This is a genomic window from Streptomyces sp. AF1A, from assembly GCF_047340315.1.
Taxonomy (GTDB): domain Bacteria; phylum Actinomycetota; class Actinomycetes; order Streptomycetales; family Streptomycetaceae; genus Streptomyces.
The window spans coordinates 26,394-45,896 of the sequence record NZ_JBLEBI010000040.1 but is presented as its reverse complement, the minus strand read 5'-3'; the positions used below and the strand labels follow the sequence as shown (position 1 = coordinate 45,896).

Genomic DNA, 19,503 nt, shown 5'->3' with positions numbered 1-19,503 from the left:
GGGGTCCTACAACGAGCTGCAGTCCTCGAACCCGGCCGTGCTCGCCTTCCTGCGCGAGTACGAGGACGACCTGGTGCTGTGCGTGCACAACTTCTCCCGGTTCGCGCAGCCGACGGAGCTGGACCTGAGCCGGTTCCACGGGCGCCACCCGGTCGAGCTGTTCGGCGGGGTGAGGTTCCCGGCGGTCGGCGAACTGCCGTACCTGCTCACCCTCGCGGGGCACGGCTTCTACTGGTTCCGGCTGCGCCGGGAGGCGGCGTAGGCCAGGCCCGGTGGGGCGGTTTCCACCGCCCCACCCGGGGCACGCATCACTCACACCCCGACGACCCGGGGAAAGGACGTGACGCCCATGGCGGAAACGGTCACCCCCTCCGGCACCTCCTCCGACGCCGCCGGCACCCTTCTCACCTCGCTGGACCCCTTATTGCGCACCTGGCTGCCCCGGCAGCGCTGGTTCGCGGGAAAGGGCCGCCCGGTCAGCGGGTTCACCCCCGTGGCCGCCACCGAACTGCTGCCGCCCGACGGCCGGCTGGGCCTGTACCACCTGCTGCTGCGCGTCCACCAGCCGCCCGTGCCGGGCGCCCCGCCCGAACCCGGCGACTGCTACCAGCTCCTCATAGGCGTGCGCGAGGCGCTGCCGCCCCGGCTGGCGCCCGCGCTGATCGGGCACGTGGCGGACGGCCCGCTCGCCGGACGCACGGTGTACGAGGCCCTGTACGACCCCCGGCCCGCCGAGGTGGTCCTGGAGGCGCTGCGCACCCGGGCCCGCGTCGGCGGGCTGCGCTTCGAGCGGGACCCGCGCCAGGAGATCCGGGAGGGCCTGGTGGCGCGGCTGATGACCGCCGAGCAGTCCAACTCGTCGGTGGTCTACGGCGATACGTTCATCCTCAAGCTGCTGCGCCGGGTCGTGCCCGGTACCAACCCCGACCTGGAGATACCCCTGGCGCTGACGCGGGAGGGCTGTCCCCGGGTGCCGGCGCCGACGGCGTGGCTGCACGCGGAGGTGGACGCGGACTCGTATGTGCTGGCGGTGCTGCAGCCGTTCGTGAGCGGCGCCGCCGACGGCTGGGAGCTGGCGCTCCGGGAGCTGGCCAAGGGGGAGGACTTCGCCGCCGAGGCGCGGTCGCTGGGCCGGGCCACCGCTGAGGTGCACACCGCCCTCGCCCGCGCCCTGCCGACCGTCACGCTCGGCCACGCCCAACTGCGGCCGCTGGTCGACGGCATGACGGAGCGGCTGGCGGCGGCCGTCCAGGCGGTGCCGGCGCTGCGGACGTACGAGGAGGGGCTGCGCTCGGCGTACACGGCGCTGGACGCCGTCGCCGCCGAGGGCCGCACCTGGACCGCCCAGCGCGTCCACGGCGATCTGCACCTGGGGCAGTGCCTGCGCTCGCCGTCCGGCGACTGGTCGCTGATCGACTTCGAGGGCGAGCCGGCCCGGCCGCTGGCCGAGCGGCGCATGCCGCAGCCGCCGGTGCGGGACATCGCGGGAATGCTCCGCTCCTTCGACTACGCGGCCCACTCGGCGAGCCCGCCCGCACACGCGTGGGCGCGCGCCTGCCGGGCCGCCTACTGCTCCGGCTACGCGGAGGCGGCCGGCCGCGACCCGCGCTCCGATCCGGTGCTGCTGCGGGCCTACGAGACCGACAAGGCCGTCTACGAGGCCGTCTACGAGGCGCGCCACCGCCCCGACTGGCTGCCCGTTCCGCTGTCGGCGGTGCGCCGCCTCGCCACGTCCGACCCGACCTGACCCGTTCCTCGCCCGGGAGACTCTCTCGTGACGTCCAAGAAGTCAGCCACCCCGAAGAAGAAGTCCGGCAAGGCCAAGGCCGACAGGAGCAAGCCCGAGCGGAAGACCGCGCCCGGGACCGAGCCGGTCCAGGTGCCGAAGGCCCGGTCGCCGCGGCCGGCCCGCGAGCCGGAGGTCGCCGAACCGACGGTCACCGAGCCGGCGGTCGCCGAGCCGGAGGCGGCCCCGTCGGGGGCGGCCGAGCAGGAGGGCGCAGGGCAAGAGGGCGCGGTCTCCCCCGCCGTGGCCGCCGGTGACCGCGAGCGGCTGCGGGACGGCACCCACCACGACCCGCACTCCGTGCTGGGCGCCCACCCGGTGCCGGGCGGGGTGGCCTTCCGGGCCTTCCGGCCGTACGCCCGCTCGGTGACCGTGGTCTGCGGGGAGCTGCGGGCCGAGCTGCACGACGACGGCGACGGCTTCTTCTCCGGGCTGCTCCCGCTCACCGCGGTGCCCTCCTACCGGCTGCTGGTGGGGTACGACGGCACCGTCCACGAGACCGAGGACGCCTACCGCTTCCTGCCCACGCTCGGCGAGCTGGACCTGCATCTGATCGGCGAGGGCCGGCACGAGCAGCTGTGGCGGGCGCTCGGCGCGCACGTCACCACCCACCAGGGCGTCAGCGGCACCCGGTTCGCGGTGTGGGCGCCGAACGCGCGGGGGGTGCGGGTCGCGGGCGGCTTCAACTTCTGGGACGGCACCGGCTTCCCGATGCGCTCGCTCGGCTCCTCGGGGCTGTGGGAGCTGTTCGTGCCGGGGATCGGCGAGGGCGAGCTGTACAAGTTCGAGATCACCCGCCCGGACGGTTCGCGCACGCTGCGCGCCGATCCGCTGGCCCGCCGCACCGAGGCCCCGCCGGCCACGTCCTCGATCGTGCACGCCTCGCACCACGAGTGGGGCGACGCCGCGTGGATGGCCCGGCGCGGGGACACCCCGGTGCACGAGGCGCCGTTCTCCGTGTACGAGGTGCACCTGCCGTCCTGGCGCCCGGGGCTCACGTACCGCCAGCTGGCCGAGCAACTGCCGGCCTACGTCTCGGAGATGGGGTTCACGCACGTCGAGCTGATGCCGGTCGCCGAGCATCCCTTCGGCGGCTCCTGGGGCTACCAGGTCACCGGTTTCTACGCGCCCACGGCCCGCCTCGGCACCCCCGAGGACTTCAAGTACCTGGTGGACAGGCTGCACCAGGCCGGCATCGGCGTACTGATGGACTGGGTGCCCGCGCACTTCCCGCGCGACGACTGGGCGCTGGCCGAGTTCGACGGGCAGCCGCTGTACGAGCACCACGACCCGCTGCGGGCCGCGCACCCCGACTGGGGCACGCTGGAGTTCGACTTCGGCCGCCCCGAGGTGCGCAACTTCCTGGTGGCGAACGCCGTGTACTGGTGCGAGGAGTTCCACATCGACGGGCTGCGCGTGGACGCGGTCGCCTCCATGCTCTACCTCGACTACTCGCGCGAGCCGGGCCAGTGGACGCCGAACGAGCACGGCGGCCGGGAGAACCTGGACGCGGTGGCCTTCCTGCAGGAGATGAACGCCACCGTGTACCGGCGCTGCCCCGGCGTGGTGACCGTCGCCGAGGAGTCGACGGCCTGGGACGGCGTCACCCGCCCTACCCACCACACGGGCCCGAGCGGCTTCGGCGGGCTCGGGTTCGGCCTGAAGTGGAACATGGGCTGGATGCACGACTCGCTGCAGTACATGAGCCACGACCCCGTGCACCGCAGGTACCACCACCACGAGATGACCTTCTCGATGGTGTACGCCTACAGCGAGAACTACGTGCTGCCCATCTCCCACGACGAGGTGGTCCACGGCAAGCGGTCCCTCGTGTCGAAGATGCCCGGCGACTGGTGGCAGCAGCGCGCGAACCTGCGCGGCTACCTCGGCTTCATGTGGGCTCACCCGGGCAAGCAACTGCTCTTCATGGGGCAGGAGTTCGCCCAGGGCGCCGAGTGGTCCGAGGCGCACGGCCCCGACTGGTGGCTGCTCGACCCGTCGTACGGCGCCGAGGCCGACCACCGGGGCGTACGGGACCTCGTACGGGACCTGAACGCGCTGTACCGGGCGACCCCGGCACTGTGGCAGCGGGACACCGACCCGGCCGGCTTCCAGTGGATCACCGGGGACGCGGCCGACGACAACGTCCTCGCGTTCCTGCGGTACGACGCCGACGGCACCCCGCTGCTGGCCGTCTCCCACCTGGCCCCGGTGGTCCGCCACGACTACCGCCTCGGCGTCCCGGAGGACGTCCCCGCCTGGCACGAGTGCCTGAACACGGACGCCGGGCGGTACGGCGGCGGCGACGTGACCCACCCGGACGTGGTCAAGCCCGAACCCCAGGGATGGCACGGCCGGCCGGCGAGCATCCGGCTGACCCTGCCGCCCCTGGCGACGGTGTGGCTGCGGCCGGCTTAGCCGCTCAGCCGGCCAGCGCGCGCGGCGGCCGCCCGGTGTACAGCACCCCGAGCCGCTGCGTCGCCCGCGTCAGCGCCACGTACAGGTCGCTCGTGCCGTACCGGCCCGGCTCCACCACGAGGACGGAGTCGAACTCCAGGCCCTTGGACTGGCGGGGGTCGAGGAGCACGACGGTCCGGGTGAGGTCGGGCTCGGCGCCGGCCGTGACGCCGTCGAGCCGGGCGGCGAGCCCGCGGTGCAGTTCGCGCGGGGCGATGACGGCCAGGCGCCCCTCGGCCGGGGTGAGCTCGGCGACCGCCTTGGCGACGGCCTCGGGCAGGTCTGCGTCGGCCTGCCGCACCCAGGGCCGCACGCCGGTGGAGCGGACCGAGCTCGGCGGTTCGAAGCCCGGGTTCTCGGCCCGGACCACCGCCGCGGCCAGGTCCATGATCTCGGACGGGGTGCGGTAGTTGACGCCGAGGCGGGTGTGCTCCCAGCGGTCCTCCACATAGGGGGCGAGGATGTCGGCCCAGGAGCCGACGCCGGCCGCCTCAGCGGTCTGCGCGGGGTCGCCGACCAGGGTCATGGAGCGGGTCGGGCAGCGCCGCATCAGCAGCCGCCAGGCCATCGGCGACAGCTCCTGCGCCTCGTCGACGATGATGTGCCCGAACGCCCAGGTGCGGTCGGCGGCGGCCCGCTCGGCGGCGCTGCGGTGGTCCGCCTCCTCCTGCCGCTCGGCGAAGCGCTCGGCGTCGATGATGTCGTGCGCGGACAGCACCTCCGAATCCTCGTCGTCCTTGTCCTCGAACTCGTAGGTCCGGGAGGCGTAGGAGACGTCGAGCACGCCCTGCGCGTAGGCCACCTGGGTCTCGCGCTCCCGCTCGGCCCGCGCTCGGGTCACCCGGTCGTCCTCGCCGAGGAGTTCGGCGGCCTCGTCGAGCAGGGGGACGTCGGCGACGGTCCAGGTGCGGGTCACCGGGCGGCGGATCGCGTCGGCGTCCTCCGGGGGGAGGTAGCCGTCGGGCTCCGCGAGGAAGTCGGCGAGCAGCCGCTGCGGGGTGAGCCGGGGCCACAGCCGGTCGACGGCGTCCCAGACCTCGGGGTTCTCGGCGAGCTCGTCGCGGATCTGGGTGATGTCCGCGGCGTCGAGCAGGCTGCTGCCGTCGTAGGGGTCGGTGCCCACGCGCTCGGCGTACAGCTCGGTGAGCGTGTTGAGGATGTGGCCCTCGAAGTGCTCGCGGGCCGCGTTGTGCGGCAGCTGGGCGGCACGGGTGCGCTCGCGGGCGACGCCCACCAGGCCGTCGTCCAGCATCAGCACCTCGCGGTCGTGCTCGATCGCGATGACCGGGTCGGGCAGGGCCTGCCGGTCGCGTACGACGGCGGCGAGCACGTCGGCCATGTCCACGCGCCCCTTGACGGCGGCCGCCTCGGGGGTGTCGGTGGCGGTCGCCTTCACCCCGGGGAACAGCTCGCCGACCGTGGCCAGCAGCACGCCGGTCTCGCCGAGGGAGGGCAGCACCTCGCCGATGTAGCCGAGGAAGGCCGGGTTGGGGCCGACGATCAGGACCGCCCGGCGGGCCAGCAGCTCCCGGTGCTCGTAGAGCAGGTAGGCCGCGCGGTGCAGGGCGACGGCGGTCTTGCCGGTGCCGGGGCCGCCCTCCACCACCAGGACGCCCCGGTGCGGCGCCCGGATGATGCGGTCCTGGTCGGCCTGGATGGTCTGCACGATGTCGCTCATGCGGCCGGTGCGCGCCGAGTTCAGCGCGGCCAGCAGCACGTCGTCGCCGCTGTGGTCCTCGTACCCGGTGCGGGTGGCGTCGCCGAGGTCCAGGATCTCGTCGTGCAGGGAGGTCACCGTCCGGCCCTCGGTGGCGATGTGCCGGCGGCGGCGCAGGCCCATGGGGGTGTGGCCGGTGGCCAGGTAGAAGGGGCGGGCGACGTCGGCCCGCCAGTCGATCAGGACGGGGGTGCGCTCGGCGTCGTCCTCGCGCAGCCCGATCCGGCCGATGTGGTGGCAGGCGCCGTCGGCCAGGTCGATCCGGCCGAAGCAGAGCGAGCCGTCCACGGCGTTCAGGGCGGCGAGCAGCCCCGAGCGCTCGGCGACCAGGATGTCGCGCTCCAGCCGGGCCTGCATGGGCTTGTCGCCCTGGGCGAGCGCGTCCGTGACCGAGGCCTCGGCCTCGCCGCGCAGCACGTCCACGCGCGCGTACAGCCCGTCGATGAATTCCTGCTCGTGCCGCAATTCATCGTCCGGAAATCCACTGTTCGACCAGTCCGCGTTTGACAATTCCGCTCCCGCCCGGATATAGTGTGCTCACTGCACTTCTCCGCGACCATTTCGAATTGAAGTCGCGAATCACTGAATATACGCACAGAAATCCCCCGAGCGCAATTGCTCAGGGGATTTTTTCGTGGGCGGGACCGCCCTACAGCACGTCGGCCAGCTCCTCCAGCAGCCGCCGCCTGGGCCTCGCCCCCACCATCGACCGCACCGGCTCGCCGTCCCGGAAGACCATGAGGGTGGGCGTCGACAGCACCCCGTAGGCGACCGTCGTCCGCGGATTGCGATCGACGTCGAGCTGCACGATCTTCAGCCGGTCGCCCTCCTCGAAGGCGATGTCCTTCAGCACCGGCGCCAGCTGCCGGCACGGCCCGCACCAGTCGGCCGTGAACTGCACCAGCACCGGAAGGTCCGCGCCGATCACCTCCGCCTCGAAGTCGGCGTCCGTCACCTCGGCCAGTCCGCTCACCAAGCTCACCGCGCATGCCCTCCCAGTTCGCACGTGGGTTCCGGTCCGCCCGGAACCAGCGCATCGGCCGCCAGCTCGTCCCGCGCGCGCTCGGCGCGCCGCAGCTGCCCCGCGACTGTGTCCCGCACGGCTCTCAGCTCCCCGATGAGCGCGTCCAGCTCGTCCAGCTTGCGGCGGTAGACCGCGAGCGAGGCCGGGCAGGAGTCGCCCTCGGGGTGCCCGGCGCGCAGACACTCCACGAAGGGCCGCGTCTCCTCCAGGTCGAACCCGAAGTCCTGCAGCGTGCGGATCTGCTGCAGCAGTCTGAGGTCGCCCTCGTCGTAGGTGCGGTGTCCCTTGCCGTCGCGCCGGGCCGGCAGCAGCCCCCGCGCCTCGTAGTAGCGCAGGGTGCGCGTCGTGGTTCCGGCCCGCGCGGCCAGCTCGCCGATTCGCATGGGTACGACGGTAGGGGTTGACGTCGGCGTCAAGGCAAGGCGGGCGGCAGCAGCGGTGTGCCGCGCACCGGCGAGGACGAACTCCTCGTCGCCCGCGCCCTCGCGGCCTACGGCGGCGACACCGACGCCGTGCTCGTGGCCACCAAGGGCGGCCGGGGCCGGCCCGCCGACGGCAGCTGGACGGTGACGGGCACGCCCGCGCACCTCAAGGCCGCCGCCGAGGCGTCGCTGCGGCGGCTCGGCGTCGAGGCGATCGGCCTCTACCAGCCGCACAAGCCCGACCCGGCCATCCCCTTCGAGGAGTCCACCGGCGCGCTGCGCGAGCTGCTGGACGAGGGCAAGATCCGGTTCGCCGGCCTGTCGAGCGTGACGTGCGAGCAGATCCTGCGGGCCCGCACGATCCTCGGCGACCGCCTGGTCTCGGTGCAGAACGGCTACTCCCCCGAGGCCCGCGACAGCGAGCCGGAGCTTCGGCTGTCCGCCGAACTGGGTCTGGCCTTCCTGCCGTGGAGTCCGCTCGGCGGGATCTCGCGCAGCTCGCTGGACGGGCCGTCGGGCCGGGTGGCCGACGGCCGCTTCGCCGCCTTCCACGAGGTGGCCCGGGAGCGCGGGGTCTCTCCCCAGCGGGTGTGTCTGGCCTGGCTGCTGTCCCTCTCCCCGGCCGTGGTCCCGATCCCGGGCGCGAGCCGCCCGGAGACGATCAGGGACTCGGCGGGTGCGGCGGACCTCACCCTCACCGAGGAGGAACGGGCCCGGCTGCCCAGCGCTCCCCTTAGACCCTAGACGGTCACCCCGGCGGACTCCTCCACCTCCAGCAGGGAGGCGCTGTGCCGCTCCTCCTCGAAGGCCCTGCGGCCGCCGCGCAGGCCGAAGAGGCGCTTGGCCAGGGCGATGTAGAGGACCGCGAGGATGTTCAGGACCAGCGTGGCGATCTTCAGGTAGCTCACCTTCTCGGTGAGTTCGTAGATCTCCAGCGGGAGGAAGGCCGCGGTGGCGACGACCGTCAGGTACTCCGCCCAGCGCTTGGCGTACCAGAGGCCGACGGCCTCGACGAGTTCGATCAGGGCGTAGGCCAGCAGCAGGGCGGCGACCAGCAGCAGGGTGGAGTGCCGGTAGCCGAAGGCCTTCTGGATGGAGCCGACGACGGGCGAGTGGTCGAGGTCGTAGTGGAAGTGCTTGAAGACCGGGCGGAGGACGTCCAGGTACTCGTTGAACAGCCGCCGGACCGCGTCCTGGCTGTTGCTGAACTTCCACACCGCCACCGCGACCAGCACGATGAACACCCCGCGCACGGCCCGCTCGATCGCCAGGAAGCGGAGGATGAACAGGTCGCGCAGCACCTTGCCGCGCGGGACGAGCGGCGCGTCGCCGGCCGGCCCCGCGCCGTGCGGCTCCCCCAGCACGAAGTCGCCGCAGCGCAGGCAGCGCCACACGTCACCGAGCGCGGTGTCGGCGTGCAGGCGGATGCGCAGCCGGGGGTCGTCGGGCGCGTAGGTCACATGCCCCTTGCGCGCGCAGGTCCGCCGGTCCCAGTCGATCTTCATTCCCCCGTGCCTCCACAACCCGTAGCCGATGTCACACGTACGGACGCCACGGACGAACATGCCGTTCCGATCGGTCCGGGCCGCACGTTAGTGGATCGAACAGGAACCTCTCTTCCGGGCCCCGGGTGCGGGGGACGCCGGGCGCCCGGCCCCCGTTCTGGTGGGGCCGGGCGTCCGGTGGTCTTTCGGCTCCGTACGGCTGCGGAGAGGACGGTCGACCGGGTGTGCCGGGGTCAGGCCCCCGCCAGCTCCTCGCGGGGCTCGGGAACCGTGCCGTCCGCCGGACGGTTCTCGTCGAGCAGCGACGTCTCGTCGAACGGCAGCTCGCCCGCCAGCACCCGCTCCACGCGGTCCTTGTCGATCTCCTTCGTCCAGGAGCCGATCAGCACCGTGGCCACCGCGTTGCCCGCGAAGTTCGTCAGGGCGCGCGCCTCGCTCATGAACCGGTCGATGCCGACGATCAGGCCCACGCCGTCGACCAGGGCGGGCCGGTGCGACTGGAGCGCGCCGGCGAGAGTGGCGAGCCCCGCGCCGGAGACGCCCGCGGCGCCCTTGGACGCGACCATCATGAACAGCAGCAGGGTGATCTGCTCGCCCAGGTGCAGGGGCTGCCCCAGGGCGTCGGCGACGAACAGGGAGGCCATGGTCAGGTAGATCATGGTGCCGTCGAGGTTGAAGGAGTAGCCGGTCGGCACAGTGATGCCGACGACCGGCCGGCTCACGCCCAGGTGCTCCATCTTGGCGATCAGGCGCGGCAGGGCGGTGTCGGAGGACGAGGTCGACAGGATGAGCAGGAACTCGCGGCCGAGGTACTTCAGCAGCTTCAGGATGTTGACCCGGGCGACGAACCACAGCACCGGGCCGAGGATCACGCCGACGAAGAGCACGCAGGTGATGTAGAAGGCCAGCATGATCGAGCCGAGGGCCTTCAGCGCCTCCACGCCGGTCTCGCCGACGACGGCCGCGATCGCGCCGAACGCACCCACCGGGGCCGCCCACATGATCATCGAAAGGACCCGGAAGACCAGCTTCTGGAGGTGCCCGATGCCCCGCAGGATCGGCTCGCCGGACGTGCCCATCGCCTGTATCGCGAAGCCGACCAGCAGCGCGACAAGGAGCGTCTGCAGCACCACGCCGCCCGTGAACGCGGAGACGAACGTCGTCGGGATGATGCTCAGCAGGAAGTCGACGAGCCCCTCGCTGCCGCTCGCGGCCTGGGTGTGGCCGGCCTGCTTGGCGGCGTCGGTGAGGTGCATGCCCGCACCGGGGTGGAGGACGTTGCCGACCACCAGGCCGATGGCCAGGGCCACGAACGACATGCCGATGAAGTAGGTGAGTGCGAGCCCGCCCAGCTTGCCGACCTTCGCGGCGCTGCGGATGGAACCGACACCGGTCACGATCGTGCAGAAGATGACCGGCGTGATCATCATCTTGATCAGGTTCACGAAGCCCGTGCCGAGCGGCTTGAGCTCCTTGGCGAAGTCCGGAGCGGCGAATCCCACCGCTATGCCGAGCCCCACCGCCACGATGACGGCGATGTAGAGATAGTGGGTGCGGTCCCGCTTCGTGCGGGGTCTGGCAGGTGCCGTGTCGGGGGTGCTGGCGGCCACGACTGCCCTCCTTGACGTCTTCGTCGGTGAACAACCGGCGTGCGGCTCACGTCCGGGGTTGCTGGGGAACGCCGTGACTATCCCGCGAGCTGTGAGGGCGGTCACCCTTCCGTTCATTTAGTTCACGCTCGGCCGCGGAGGCACACTGCTGGCATGCGCTTTCCGTCCCTCACCCGACCCCGCAGCCTGGCGGGGCAGCTGTTCGCCATGCAGGCGGTGCTGCTGGCGATGGTGGTGGCCGGTTACGCGCTGTTCACCTATGTCAACGACCGGCGGCAGGCCGAGGACGCCGCCGCCCGCCAGGCCACGGCGGTGGCCCGGACGATCGCGGACACCCCCTCGGTCCGCGCGGCGATCCGCACGCCCGACCCCACCGCCCGCCTGCAGCCGTACGCCCTCCAGGTCATGCGGGACGCGAACGTCGACTTCGTCACGATCATGACCCCGTCCGGCATCCGCTGGACCCACCCGGATCCGAAGCGGATCGGCGGTCGCTTCCTGGGCACCATCGCGCCCGCCCAGCAGGGCCACACCTTCACCGAGACCTACACCGGCACGCTCGGCGCCTCCGTGCGCGCGGTGACCCCGGTGACGGACGGCGGCCGGATCGTCGGCCTGGTCAGCGCCGGCATCACGGTGGAGCGGATCAGCGCGAGGGTGCAGGGCCAGGTCACGGCGCTGCTGGGGGTGGCCGGCGGCGTCCTGCTGCTGGGCGCGGTCGGCACCTACGTCGTCAACGCCCGGCTGCGCCGTCACACGCACGGCATGAACGCCGCCGAGCTGAGCCGGATGCACGACTACCACCAGGCGGCGCTGCACGCGGTCCGCGAGGGCCTGCTGATGCTGGACGGCCGGTACCGGGTGGCGCTGATCAACGACGGCGGCCGGGAGCTGCTGGGCGTGGGCGCGGAGGACGAGGTGGTGGGCCGCTCGGTGGCCGAGCTGGGCCTGCCGGCCCCGCTGACCGGCGCGCTGCTGTCCTCCGAGCCCCGGGTGGACGAGGTGCACCTGACGGCGTCCCGGGTGCTGGTGGTGAACACCTCCCCGGTGTCCGGCGGAGAGCGGCGCGGCACCGTCGTCACCCTGCGCGATGTGACCGAACTCCAGTCGCTGATGGGCGAGTTGGACTCGGAGCGGGGCTTCACCCTGGCGCTGCGCTCGCAGGCGCACGAGGCGGCGAACCGCCTGCACACCGTCGTGTCGCTGATCGAGCTGGGCCGGGCGCAGGAGGCGGTGGAGTTCGCCACGGCCGAGCTGGAGCTGGCGCAGGCGCTGACCGACCAGGTGGTGGCGGCGGTGAGCGAACCGGTGCTGGCCGCGCTGCTGCTGGGCAAGACCGCGCAGGCCAACGAGCGGGGCGTGGAGCTGGTCGTCTCGCCGGACAGCCGCCTGGACGACGGCCTGCTCCCCGGCGACTTCCCGGCGCGCGACCTGGTGACGATCCTCGGCAACCTGATCGACAACGCGGTGGACGCGGCGCAGGGCAGCGCCCGGGCGCGGGTGACGGTGACGGCGTACGCCTCGGACACCGAACTGGTGCTCCGGGTCTCGGACACGGGTCCCGGCGTCGACCCCGGCCATGCCGACCTGGTCTTCCAGCGGGGGTTCTCGACGAAGCCGGCCGGGCCCGGGGGCCGGGGCCTCGGGCTCGCCCTGGTCCGGCAGGCGGTGACCCGGCACGAGGGAAGGCTGACGGTGGCGGAGTCCGACGAGGGCGGCGAGGGCGGCGCGGTGTTCGAGGTGCGGCTGCCGTTGCGCACGGCGTCCGCCGTGTCCCGGGGTGGTGGCACGTGACGGACTCGTCGCCGATCAGAGTGCTGGTGGTGGAGGACGACCCGGTCGCCGCCGACGCGCACGTGATGTACGTGGGCCGGGTGCCCGGTTTCGTCGCGGTCGGGAAGGCCCGCACGGGCGCGGAGGCCCGCCGCGTCCTGGAGCGCACGCCGGTGGACCTGCTCCTGCTGGACCTGCACCTGCCGGACGTGCACGGCCTGCAGCTGGCCCGCTCCCTGCGGGCCGCGGGGCATCAGGCGGACGTGATAGCGGTGACGTCGGCACGGGATCTGGCGGTGGTCCGGGAGGGCGTCTCGCTGGGCGTCGTCCAGTACGTCCTGAAGCCGTTCACCTTCGCGACGCTGCGCGACCGCCTGGTCCGCTACGCCGAGTTCCACGGGGCGGTGGGCGAGGCGAGCGGCCAGGACGAGGTCGACCGGGCGCTGGCGGTCCTGCGGGCGCCGTCGCCGGCCGCGCTGCCCAAGGGGCTGAGCGGGCCGACGCTGGAGCGGGTGACGGGGGCACTGCGCGAGGCGCCGGAGGGCCTGACCGCGGCCGGGGTCGCCGAGGCCGTGGGCATCTCCCGGATCACCGCCCGCCGGTATCTGGAGCATCTGGTCGACGCGGGCCGGGCCGGGCGCAGTCCGCTGTACGGACAGGTGGGACGGCCGGAACTGGTGTACCGGTGGCTGCCGCAGGGCCGGTGAGAACGTGAACGGCGCTCGCCAGATCTCCCGACTCCCCGTCCCTGCACGCGCATTGACTTGACTGGACCACCACTCTTGCCTTCACACGGCAACCATCCGAGGCCACCCCATGTGCGCCCGCAGGAGGTCATGCCCGTGCGCCCCACCGCCGCTCTCTCCGCGGGTATCTGAGGCCCCTCGACCCCTACCTCGCCAAGTGGCCGGACTGGGGGCAGTTCATCGACACGGCGAAGGCCGCGCCCAAGGGCCAGGACGGGAAGGCGTACGGCGTCCCGGACGGCACCGACACCCGCGGACTCTGGTACGACAAGCGGGTGTTCCGCAGGGCCGGCCTGCCCACCGACTGGCAGCCGAAGACCTGGGACGACATCCTCGCCGCCGCCAGGGCCATCAAGCGCAAGGTGCCCGGTCCTGAACGGCGCGGCGGGCGCGACGGCTCAGAAGACCGACTCGGCCTCGTCCATCCGGTCCTTCGGCACCGTCTTCAGCTCGGTGACGGCCTCGGCCAGCGGCACCATCACGATGTCGGTGCCGCGCAGCGCGGTCATCCGGCCGAACTCGCCGCGGTGCGCGGCCTCGACGGCGTGCCAGCCGAAGCGGGTGGCGAGGACGCGGTCGTAGGCGGTGGGCACGCCGCCGCGCTGGACGTGGCCGAGGATGACCGGCTTGGCCTCCTTGCCGAGGCGCCGCTCCAACTCGTACGCGAGGGCGGTGCCGATGCCCTGGAAGCGCTCGTGGCCGTACTGGTCGATCTCGCCCTTGCCGTAGTCCATGGTGCCCTCGGAGGGGTGGGCGCCCTCGGCGACGCAGATGACGGCGAACTTCTTGCCGCGCGCGAAGCGTTCCTCGACCATCTTCACCAGGTCGGCGGGGTCGAAGGGCCGCTCGGGCAGGCAGATGCCGTGGGCGCCGGCGGCCATGCCGGACTCCAGGGCGATCCAGCCCGCGTGCCGGCCCATGACCTCCACGACCATCACCCGCTGGTGGGACTCGGCGGTCGTCTTCAGGCGGTCCATGGCCTCGGTCGCGACACCGACGGCGGTGTCGAAGCCGAAGGTGCGGTCGGTGGAGGAGATGTCGTTGTCGATCGTCTTGGGCACGCCGACGACAGGCAGGCCGGCGTCGGAGAGCATGCGGGCCGCGGTGAGCGTGCCCTCGCCGCCGATCGGGATCAGCGCGTCGATGCCGAACTCCTCGACCATGTCGGTGGCCTTGTCGCAGGCCTCGCGCAGCCGGTCGCGCTCCAGGCGGGAGGAGCCGAGGATGGTGCCGCCGCGGGCCAGGATGCCGCTGACCGCGTCGAGATCGAGGGTGCGGTAGTGCCGGTCGAGCAGCCCCCGGTAGCCGTCCTCGAAGCCGATGACCTCGTCGCCGTACTGCGCCACCGCCCGGTGCACGACCGACCGGATCACGGCGTTCAGGCCGGGGCAGTCGCCGCCTGCGGTGAGGACTCCGATGCGCATCGTGCTGTGTCTCCTGCTCGCTTTCGGTGCCGGTGAGCCGTTTCCGATTCTTCCACGTCCGCCGGAGCGGTGAAGTCCTGGCGGGCGCCTTAACTGGCGACCGGGGTATTGTCAAGAGGGTTCGGCTCACCTCGGTGGGCGATTTTTGTGCCGACGACGTTTTATGCCGACGACGCGACAGACACGGCATCACCACACGAGGAACGGAGTGGACGCGTGACGCGCAGCGTGTACGTGACCGGGATCGACCGCGGGGACGGCCGCCAGGTCGTGGAGCTGGGGGTCATGGAACTCCTCACCCGGCAGGTCGACCGGGTGGGCGTCTTCCGTCCGCTCGTCCACGACGGCCCGGACCGGATGTTCGAGCTGCTGCGGGCGCGCTACCGCCTCGCCCAGGACCCGTCGACCGTCTACGGCATGGACTACCGGCAGGCGTCCGCGCTCCAGGCCGAGCGGGGCACCGACGAACTGGTCTCCGCCCTCGTCGACCGCTTCCACCTGGTGGCCCGCGACTACGACGTCGTCCTCGTCCTCGGCACCGACTTCGCCGACACCCAACTCCCGGACGAGCTGGCGCTCAACGCCCGCCTCGCCAACGAGTTCGGCGCCTCCGTGCTCCCGGTGGTCGGCGGCCGCCGGCAGACCGCGGAGTCCGTGCTGGCCGAGACCCGCAACGCCTACCGGGCGTACGACGGCCTCGGCTGCGACGTCCTCGCCATGGTCGCCAACCGGGTGGTCCGCGAGGACCGCGACGAGATCGCCGAGCGGCTGGCCACCCGGCTGCCGGTGCCGTGCCACGTGCTGCCCGACGACCCCGCGCTGTCCGCGCCGACCGTCTCCCAGATCGCCCACACCCTGCACGCCAAGGTGCTGCTCGGCGACGACTCCGGGCTCGCGCGGGACGCCCTCGGCTTCGTCTTCGGCGGTGCGATGCTGCCCAACCTGCTGACCGCCCTGACGCCGGGCTGCCTGGTCGTGACCCCCGGGGACCGCGCCGACCTGGTCGTCGGCTCGCTGGCCGCGCACAGCGCCGGCACCCCGCCGATAGCCGGCGTGCTGCTGACCCTGAACGAGGTGCCGAGCGAGGAGGTCCTCACCCTGGCCGCCCGCCTCGCCCCGGGCACCCCGGTGCTCTCCGTGGCCGGCAACAGCTTCCCCACCGCCGAGCGGCTGTTCTCCCTGGAGGGCAGGATGACCGCGGCCACCCCGCGCAAGGCGGAGACGGCGCTCGGCCTGTTCGAGCGCCACGTCGACACCGCCGACCTGGCCCGCCGGGTCTCCGCGCCGAGCAGCGACCGGATCACCCCGATGATGTTCGAGCACAAGCTGCTGGAGCAGGCGCGCGCCGACAAGCGGCGGGTGGTCCTCCCCGAGGGCACCGAGGAGCGGGTGCTGCACGCGGCCGAGGTGCTGCTGCGCCGGGGCGTGTGCGACCTGACGCTGCTCGGCCCCGAGGACCAGATCCGCAAGAAGGCCGCCGACCTCGGCATCGACCTGGGCGACACCCGGCTGATCGACCCGGTCGCCTCGGAGCTGCGCGACGCCTTCGCCGAGAAGTACGCGGCGCTGCGCGCCCACAAGGGCACCACGGTGGAGCAGGCCTACGACGTCGTCTCGGACGTGAACTACTTCGGCACCCTGATGGTCCAGGAGGGCCTGGCCGACGGCATGGTGTCCGGCTCGGTGCACTCCACGGCCGCCACGATCCGGCCGGCCTTCGAGATCATCAGGACCAGGCCGGACTCCTCGATCGTCTCGTCCGTGTTCTTCATGTGCCTGGCCGACAAGGTGCTGGTCTACGGCGACTGCGCGGTCAACCCGGACCCGGACGCCGAGCAACTCGCGGACATCGCCGTCCAGTCGGCGCACACGGCGGCGCAGTTCGGGGTGGAGCCTCGGATCGCGATGCTGTCGTACTCCACCGGCACCTCCGGCTCGGGCGCGGACGTGGACAAGGTGCGCGAGGCCACCGAACTGGTCCGCGCGCGCCGGCCCGACCTGAAGATCGAGGGGCCGATCCAGTACGACGCGGCCGTGGAGCCGACCGTCGCCGCCACCAAGCTGCCGGGCTCGGAGGTCGCCGGGCAGGCCAGCGTGCTGATCTTCCCCGACCTCAACACCGGGAACAACACGTACAAGGCCGTGCAGCGCTCGGCCGGCGCGATCGCCGTCGGCCCGGTCCTGCAGGGTCTGCGCAAGCCGGTCAACGACCTGTCCCGGGGCGCGCTCGTGCAGGACATCGTGAACACCGTCGCGATCACGGCGATCCAGGCCCAGAACTCCAGCGAGAAGGCGTACCAGCAGTGACCTCCCCCACCCGCGTCCTCGTCCTCAACTCCGGCTCCTCGTCGCTGAAGTACCAGCTGCTGGACATGCGCGCCGACAGCCGGCTGGCGGTCGGCCTGGTCGAGCGCATCGGCGAGCAGACCTCCCGGCTCGAGCACACCTGCCTGGCCGGCGGCGGCAGCCGTGAGCAGACGGGCCCCATCGCCGACCACGACGCCGCGCTCAAGGCGGTCGCCGGGGAGCTGAGCCGGGACGGCCTCGGCCTGGACTCGCCGGACCTGGCCGCGATCGGGCACCGGGTGGTGCACGGCGGGATGTTCTTCACCGAGCCCACGGTGATCGACGACGCGGTGCTCGCCGAGATCGAGCGGCTGATCCCGGTCGCCCCGCTGCACAACCCGGCCAACCTCACCGGCATCCGCACCGCACAGGCCCTGCGCCCCGACCTGCCGCAGGTCGCCGTCTTCGACACCGCGTTCCACACGACCATGCCGGAGTCGGCGGCGCGTTACGCGATCGACCCGAGGATCGCCGACCGCCACCGCATCCGCCGCTACGGCTTCCACGGCACCTCGCACGCCTACGTCTCCCGCCGGACCGCGCGGCTGCTGGGCAGGGAGCCCTCCGAGGTCAACGTCATCGTGCTGCACCTGGGCAACGGCGCCTCGGCCTCCGCGGTCGAGAGGGGCCGGTGCGTGGACACCTCCATGGGGCTGACGCCTTTGGAGGGTCTGGTGATGGGTACGCGATCCGGTGATCTGGACCCGGCCGTCGTCTTCCATTTGGCGCGTGTCGGCGGAATGTCCATGGACGAGATCGACACTCTTCTCAACAAGAGGAGTGGTTTGTTCGGTCTGTGCGGGGACAACGACATGCGGGAGATCCGCCGCCGGATCGACGAGGGCGACGAAGAGGCCGCTCTCGCCTTCGACATTTACATTCACCGGCTCAGGAAGTACATCGGCGCCTATTACGCCGTTCTCGGGAGGGTGGACGCGGTCGCCTTCACCGCCGGGGTCGGCGAGAACGCGGCCCCGGTGCGGGAGGCGGCGATCGCGGGCCTGGAGAGCCTCGGCCTCGCGGTCGACCCCGAGCGCAACGCCGTGCGCAGCGGTGAGCCGCGGCTGATTTCGCCCGACTCCGCGCGGGTGGCGGTGGCCGTGGTGCCGACGGATGAAGAACTGGAGATCGCGACGCAGACGTACGCACTGGTCGGAAAGAGCAATTGAGCAGCACCTGAGCGGTGCGCCACTCATTTGTATCTTCCGCCAGACGGAATATTCCGTTGCGAAACAAACCGATAGGATCGCCCCATGCGCCGTTCGAAAATCGTCTGTACTCTCGGCCCCGCGGTCGACTCCCACGAGATGCTCGTCGCCATGATCGAGGCGGGCATGAATGTGGCCCGGTTCAACTTCAGCCACGGCACCCACGCCGAGCACCAGGCGCGGTACGACCGCGTCCGTGCCGCGTCGAAGGAGACCGGCCGGGCCATCGGTGTCCTCGCCGACCTGCAGGGCCCGAAGATCCGCCTGGAGACCTTCGCCGAGGGTCCGGTCGAGCTGGAGCGCGGTGACGAGTTCGTCATCACGACCGAGGACGTGCCGGGCGACAAGCACATGTGCGGTACGACGTACAAGGGGCTCCCGGGCGACGTCGCACGCGGCGACCAGATCCTGATCAACGACGGCAACGTCGAGCTGAAGGTGCTGGACGTCGAGGGCGCCCGGGTCAAGACGATCGTCATCGAGGGCGGTGTCGTCTCCGACCACAAGGGCATCAACCTGCCCGGCGCGGCCGTGAACGTGCCCGCGCTCAGCGAGAAGGACGTCGAGGACCTGCGCTTCGCCCTCCGCATGGGATGCGACATGGTCGCGCTGTCCTTCGTCCGCGACGCCCGGGACGTCCACGACGTCCACAAGGTCATGGACGAGGAGGGCCGCCGGGTCCCGGTCATCGCCAAGGTGGAGAAGCCGCAGGCGGTGGAGAACATGGAGGACGTCGTGATGGCGTTCGACGGCGTGATGGTCGCCCGCGGCGACCTCGCCGTCGAGTACCCGCTCGAGAAGGTCCCCATCGTGCAGAAGCGCCTGATCGAGCTGTGCCGGCGCAACGCCAAGCCGGTGATCGTGGCGACCCAGATGATGGAGTCGATGATCACCAACTCCCGCCCGACCCGCGCCGAGGCCTCCGACGTGGCCAACGCGATCCTGGACGGCACCGACGCGGTCATGCTGTCGGCCGAGTCCAGCGTGGGCGCCTACCCGGTCGAGACGGTCAAGACGATGTCGAAGATCGTCCAGGCCGCCGAGCAGGAGCTGCTCTCCAAGGGCCTGCAGCCGCTGGTGCCGGGCAAGAAGCCGCGCACGCAGGGCGGTTCGGTGGCCCGCGCGGCCTGCGAGATCGCCGACTTCCTCGGCGGCAAGGGCCTGGTCGCCTTCACCCAGTCCGGTGACACCGCGCGCCGGCTCTCCCGCTACCGGGCCATTCAGCCGATCATCGCCTTCACCACGGACGAGTCCACCCGCAACCAGCTCACCCTCAGCTGGGGCGTGGAGTCGCACGTCGTGCCGTTCGTGAGCACCACCGACGAGATGGTCGACCTGGTGGACCAGGAGGTCGCCCGGCTGGGCCGCTTCGACGCGGGCGACACGGTCATCATCACCGCCGGCTCGCCCCCCGGCGTCCCCGGCACCACCAACATGCTCCGCGTGCACCACCTGGGCACCGAGAGCAACTGACCAGCCCCGCAC

15 protein-coding genes and 1 pseudogene are annotated in these 19,503 nt (G+C 72.2%); 10 read left to right on the top strand and 6 right to left on the bottom strand.

Going from position 1 to position 19,503, the window contains the following annotated elements:
• The 3 genes from ACLU3S_RS14805 to glgB form a co-directional block, all read left to right on the top strand.
• On the top strand, positions 1-262 hold a 262-nt coding region (locus tag ACLU3S_RS14805), incomplete at its 5' end, for an alpha-glucosidase C-terminal domain-containing protein (protein ID WP_413952289.1).
• Positions 263-349: 87 nt separating this feature from the next.
• Positions 350-1,747 carry a maltokinase N-terminal cap-like domain-containing protein gene (locus ACLU3S_RS14800; RefSeq protein ID WP_413952288.1) on the top strand — a complete coding sequence of 466 codons (1,398 nt, stop codon included), beginning with the start codon at positions 350-352 and terminating at the stop codon, positions 1,745-1,747.
• A gap of 27 nt (positions 1,748-1,774) precedes the next feature.
• On the top strand, positions 1,775-4,204 hold the full coding sequence (gene glgB / locus ACLU3S_RS14795) for a 1,4-alpha-glucan branching enzyme (protein ID WP_413952287.1): 2,430 nt from the start codon (positions 1,775-1,777) through the stop codon (positions 4,202-4,204).
• 4 nt (positions 4,205-4,208) lie between these two features.
• Here glgB and ACLU3S_RS14790 read toward each other — a convergent pair whose 3' ends face one another.
• From ACLU3S_RS14790 to ACLU3S_RS14780, 3 genes are all read right to left on the bottom strand, one after another.
• The gene (locus ACLU3S_RS14790; RefSeq protein ID WP_413952286.1) at positions 4,209-6,425 is read right to left on the bottom strand and encodes a HelD family protein; all 2,217 of its coding nucleotides are present in this window, start codon (positions 6,423-6,425) and stop codon (positions 4,209-4,211) included.
• A gap of 184 nt (positions 6,426-6,609) precedes the next feature.
• Complete coding sequence (gene trxA, locus ACLU3S_RS14785) at positions 6,610-6,924, bottom strand: thioredoxin (protein ID WP_413952291.1); 315 nt, start codon at positions 6,922-6,924, stop codon at positions 6,610-6,612.
• Positions 6,925-6,938: 14 nt separating this feature from the next.
• Positions 6,939-7,367, bottom strand: a complete 429-nt coding sequence (locus ACLU3S_RS14780; RefSeq protein ID WP_413952285.1) for a MerR family transcriptional regulator — start codon at positions 7,365-7,367, stop codon at positions 6,939-6,941.
• A gap of 57 nt (positions 7,368-7,424) precedes the next feature.
• Between ACLU3S_RS14780 and ACLU3S_RS14775 the strand changes: the two genes are divergently transcribed.
• Positions 7,425-8,150 (top strand): aldo/keto reductase, encoded by a 726-nt coding sequence (locus tag ACLU3S_RS14775; RefSeq protein WP_413952284.1) that lies wholly within the window; start codon positions 7,425-7,427, stop codon positions 8,148-8,150.
• Here ACLU3S_RS14775 and ACLU3S_RS14770 read toward each other — a convergent pair.
• Positions 8,147-8,911 (bottom strand): DUF2127 domain-containing protein, encoded by a 765-nt coding sequence (locus ACLU3S_RS14770; RefSeq protein WP_413952283.1) that lies wholly within the window; start codon positions 8,909-8,911, stop codon positions 8,147-8,149. The two genes, ACLU3S_RS14775 and ACLU3S_RS14770, sit on opposite strands and share 4 nt — an antisense overlap.
• 233 nt (positions 8,912-9,144) lie before the next feature.
• Positions 9,145-10,521, bottom strand: coding sequence for a cation:dicarboxylate symporter family transporter (locus ACLU3S_RS14765; RefSeq protein ID WP_413952282.1), 1,377 nt, complete (start codon positions 10,519-10,521; stop codon positions 9,145-9,147).
• Positions 10,522-10,674: 153 nt separating this feature from the next.
• Here ACLU3S_RS14765 and ACLU3S_RS14760 point away from each other — a divergent pair, with 153 nt between their 5' ends.
• From ACLU3S_RS14760 to ACLU3S_RS14750, 3 genes and pseudogenes are all read left to right on the top strand, one after another.
• Complete coding sequence (locus tag ACLU3S_RS14760) at positions 10,675-12,315, top strand: ATP-binding protein (RefSeq protein WP_413952281.1); 1,641 nt, start codon at positions 10,675-10,677, stop codon at positions 12,313-12,315.
• Positions 12,312-13,001 (top strand): response regulator, encoded by a 690-nt coding sequence (locus tag ACLU3S_RS14755; protein WP_413952280.1) that lies wholly within the window; start codon positions 12,312-12,314, stop codon positions 12,999-13,001. Before ACLU3S_RS14760 ends, ACLU3S_RS14755 begins: the two co-directional genes overlap by 4 nt.
• Positions 13,002-13,162: 161 nt before the next feature.
• Positions 13,163-13,411 (top strand): annotated as a pseudogene (locus tag ACLU3S_RS14750) (extracellular solute-binding protein); the annotation flags it as partial.
• 27 nt (positions 13,412-13,438) lie between these two features.
• Here the strand turns inward: ACLU3S_RS14750 and ACLU3S_RS14745 are convergent.
• Positions 13,439-14,464, bottom strand: a complete 1,026-nt coding sequence (locus ACLU3S_RS14745; RefSeq protein ID WP_413952279.1) for an ATP-dependent 6-phosphofructokinase — start codon at positions 14,462-14,464, stop codon at positions 13,439-13,441.
• Positions 14,465-14,680: 216 nt separating this feature from the next.
• On the opposite strand from ACLU3S_RS14745, the gene pta reads away from it, so the two are divergent.
• From pta to pyk, 3 genes are all read left to right on the top strand, one after another.
• Positions 14,681-16,771, top strand: coding sequence for a phosphate acetyltransferase (gene pta, locus ACLU3S_RS14740; RefSeq protein WP_413952278.1), 2,091 nt, complete (start codon positions 14,681-14,683; stop codon positions 16,769-16,771).
• Positions 16,768-17,979, top strand: a complete 1,212-nt coding sequence (locus ACLU3S_RS14735) for an acetate kinase (protein WP_413952277.1) — start codon at positions 16,768-16,770, stop codon at positions 17,977-17,979. The genes pta and ACLU3S_RS14735 overlap by 4 nt, the downstream gene beginning before the upstream one ends.
• Before the next feature lie 84 nt (positions 17,980-18,063).
• Positions 18,064-19,491, top strand: coding sequence for a pyruvate kinase (pyk, locus tag ACLU3S_RS14730; protein ID WP_413952276.1), 1,428 nt, complete (start codon positions 18,064-18,066; stop codon positions 19,489-19,491).
• Positions 19,492-19,503 lie beyond the last annotated feature (12 nt).

What these genes read in the sequence shown, in the direction of transcription:
- ACLU3S_RS14800 (WP_413952288.1), top strand. Translation starts at nt 350, where the DNA reads ATGGCGGAAACGGTCACCCCCTCCGGCACCTCCTCCGACGCCGCCGGC.
- pyk (WP_413952276.1), top strand. Translation starts at nt 18,064, where the DNA reads ATGCGCCGTTCGAAAATCGTCTGTACTCTCGGCCCCGCGGTCGACTCC.
- ACLU3S_RS14745 (WP_413952279.1), bottom strand. Translation starts at nt 14,464, where the DNA reads ATGCGCATCGGAGTCCTCACCGCAGGCGGCGACTGCCCCGGCCTGAAC.
- ACLU3S_RS14770 (WP_413952283.1), bottom strand. Translation starts at nt 8,911, where the DNA reads ATGAAGATCGACTGGGACCGGCGGACCTGCGCGCGCAAGGGGCATGTG.
- ACLU3S_RS14780 (WP_413952285.1), bottom strand. Translation starts at nt 7,367, where the DNA reads ATGCGAATCGGCGAGCTGGCCGCGCGGGCCGGAACCACGACGCGCACC.
- ACLU3S_RS14760 (WP_413952281.1), top strand. Translation starts at nt 10,675, where the DNA reads ATGCGCTTTCCGTCCCTCACCCGACCCCGCAGCCTGGCGGGGCAGCTG.